Origin of the sequence: Streptomyces sp. NPDC005574 (genome assembly GCF_040605435.1) — a bacterium.
GTDB lineage: Bacteria > Actinomycetota > Actinomycetes > Streptomycetales > Streptomycetaceae > Streptomyces.
The window spans coordinates 1-3,303 of the sequence record NZ_JBEXCW010000233.1; the positions used below are offsets into that span (position 1 = coordinate 1).

Annotated in this window: 1 protein-coding gene; it reads right to left on the reverse strand. The window is 66.4% G+C overall.

Going from position 1 to position 3,303, the window contains the following annotated elements; genetic code table 11:
• Positions 1–310 precede the first annotated feature (310 nt).
• Positions 311–2,722, reverse strand: a complete 2,412-nt coding sequence (locus ABZT03_RS43480) for a Helicase associated domain protein (protein ID WP_356049749.1) — start codon at positions 2,720–2,722, stop codon at positions 311–313.
• Positions 2,723–3,303: the final 581 nt, after the last annotated feature.

A 3,303-nucleotide genomic window follows, 5' to 3' on the forward strand; every position in this document is an offset into this window, starting at 1 on the left:
GACCACCACCATCCCGGCGCCGTGCGCTTGCCCTTGCGGACTGGAAACGGCCTCAGCGGCGGACATCGCTCGAAGGCCACTTCGGCGGCCGCCGCCGACCACGGCGAACACTGAGTCGTCCCGCCCGCAGCCAAGAACCGTACGTCCACAGCTCCGCCATCGGCCGGCCCGGCCGTTACCGCATCCCGATTCCTCCGCACACAGAGCCCAACGGCTTATCGACTCATCCGGTAATGGATACAAACAGTCAAAAGGAGCGTGTGCCGGAGGCTCCGAGGCCGTCGATCCCGCTTGGCTCACAGAGGTTCTGTCAGCCGTGCTCGGGCTGCTCTACGGCCCAGCCGAGTCCGAGGTCGGCAAGTGCCTGGAGTTGGTCGGCACTCAGCTTGGCCCGCCTCGACTTGGTGTTCGACAGGAATACTCCAAGCCGGACCTCTGTCCCGTCCTCAAGCCGTTCTGCGTGAGATCGGCTCACGGGGCCCAAAGTGCCGGTGCGGGCCTTGTACTGAGCCAGGGCCGCCACGCCCCTCTCGAAGGCCCCCAGAGGCGCCGTGGCAGGCTTCACGGGCGTCTCCAGCTCTGCGGGCGGGGCCGGCGCCTTGATGCCTAGCTGCTCCAGGCGTTCGCGCTGCCCGGCCGTAAGAGACCCCCACACCTTCGGCGTCTGCTGCCGGGCCAGCCACTTCCCGACGTCCATCCCGTGGACCGTGAACCCGGGCAGAACCTCCACCTGACCGGCTTCGTCGGCGACCAGCTCGCGTAGTGCGGCGTAGTGGCGTTGCCATTCCGCCGGCCAGGCGGGGTTCCAGTCTGGGTCTACGGCCTCGAGCGCGGTCCGCCATTCGGGGTGACCGTCGAGGGCGCCGGGTCGCCGCAAATTCGCGAGCCACATCCCCAACGGCTTGCCCAGCGCGGTGGCGGTGCGGGGCGCGCAGAGGGTCCAATGCTGCTCGTGGTACGCCTTGGCGGCTTCGAGGTTCTCCTGGAAGCGTTCATCAGCGACGGCCCAGACCATGCCGAGCTGCTCGAGCCGGCGGGCGCGTTGCCCGCTCATCTCTTTGGCCGTGTAGGCGCGTCGCTGTTCTGCGACCCATTGCCCAAGCGGTGTCGCGCCTTCCCTGTGCCCGTAGGGGACTCTCGCGTTACCGACCCGCTCGACGTACGCCTTGAGCTTCGCCCAGCCGCGCGCCCAGTCCTGGCGTTCAGTGTCGATCACGTTGAAGGACACCCAGTTGGCGACCATGACCGGATCCCTGGGGGCCGCGAAACGCAGCAGCAACCGGGACTCTTCCCCACCTTCCTCGAGCACAGAGCCAATGCTCACGGACGGCTGCGCGACGCCCTTCTGAGGCTCCTGTGGAATCGCGAGAAGCTCGATTGCCTCTTCATCATGAGCGCGCAGGCCTTCAAGAACTTTCACCAAGGGCCGATACGACCCCGAGGTGAACATGTCTTCCGGCTTTTCCCCGGGCTGAAGGAATACCGGCACAATCAACGAGGCGAGTTTCCCCTCTCCGGGCTTCTGCCGCAGAGCGCGGCCGATGGCCTGGACGATGTCGTGCGGCGCGCCCTTGGGGTCCAGCAGGGCCACGCTGTCCACCGCGCGAATGTCGACGCCCTCGCCCAGGACACGGCAGTTCGACAGCACGGCCCGCCGCGCCGTGGACCCGAACGAACCCAGAACGCCCCGCCGACGCTGCGCAGCGTGCTCCCCGCACAACCAGTCCGCCCAGAGCTGCGCCGGGTACCTCTCGGGCTGATCCGCGTGCAGCTTCGCCGCCACCCGCTCGAGGCCCTCCGCGTACGCCTGCGCCTCCATCGTCCGGTGATGAAAGGTGATGCACGTCGACAGATCGTGCCGCGCCATCGTGTGCAGCAGCGCGGCCTGCAGCGCCCCAAGACGCTGCCCGCGCACTTCCTCGGTGTACCGCTCCTCGCCGTAGAGCCGCTCCGGGGTCAGGACGGGGTCCTGCAGCTCCAGGACGATGATCTGATACCGCGCCAGCAGCCCTCGCGAGACGGCCGATGCGAGCGACAGCTTGTACAGGACGGGTCCGAAGACCTTCTCGTCGTCCATGGAGGCCGCCAGCTCCCGCGGCAGCGGATCGCGCACGCCCTCGGCGACCTCGCGGTTGAGCCGCTCCTCCCAGATCCGCGGCGTCGCCGTCAGATACAGACGGCGGTACGCCGGGACGACGGTCTGATCGTGGACGTCCGCCCACGCCTTACCCATCGAGCCAGAAGTCCTGTGCGCCTCATCAACAACCGCGAGGTCTACTGGATCAAGCTTCTGACCGTAGGCGCCCTCGAACGCCTCCGCCAGGACACCCAAGCTGGCGTAGGTCGCGTAGATGGTGACGGGCCCCTGGCCGTGCCACAGCGCCAACTGGATCGGGTTCGTTGTGGAGCGCACCTTCAACGACCACAGTTCCGGATCGTCCTGAAGCGAACACACCGCAACCGCCGGCCCCTTGTGCCCAGCCTCGTGCCACACCCTCACCGTCTGCGCCAGCAGATCCAGTGTCGGCACCAACACGAGCACGCGCCCCCTGGGCACAAGCCGCCTCGCCGACGCCGCCGCCATAATCGTCTTCCCCGTCCCACACGCCGCGTGCACCTGCCCACGAAGACCATTCCAGGGAATACCACCCGGCGGAACATCAAGACCCCGCACAATGGCAGCAACGGCCTCGATCTGGTGATCACGCAACTTCACGGTCATGCCCCGTGCTCTCCTTTTTGCGGAATGCAGCGCGTAATAACAAATGGAGTCCAGGCGCAAGGTGCGCGGTGGTGAGGGTGTAGTACCTGATCCCTGACTCTACACAGCCATGACTCGTGATGCATCACTCGCACATCCACTTCGCACCCGAAGATGGAACATGACTTAATCCCACCCACGAACGGCCGGTCAACCTGTATGCTGACAGGCCATTGGCGAACATGCCGGACAGGCAGGCGATGGGGGAGGGGTTCAGGGTGGAGCGCAGCGGAACCCGTCACTACAACGAGGCCGGCACTCCGTCAGCCCGACGGCCCGTCACATCCCTTGCAGAGATGGTAGCTGGGAATCCCAATCCCCACACAGGCCCGCGCGTGATGCAGCCCCCCTTACTGCCAGCCCAGGCACCCGCGCTTGCGCGGGTGCCATCAATTCGCGCTTGCGCGAATTGCCTTGCTTTTGAATTCCGCTTGCGGAATTCCATTCCGGCGCTTGCGCCGGAATCCGAATTGCGCTTGCGCAATTCGCGCTTCTATGCAGCGCGCCAGCGCTGCATATCCCGCGGAGCGGGATATGCAGCG

Bases quoted from the DNA above. Each gene is read 5' to 3' on its own strand.
- ABZT03_RS43480 (WP_356049749.1), bottom strand. From the start codon at position 2,722: ATGACCGTGAAGTTGCGTGATCACCAGATCGAGGCCGTTGCTGCCATT.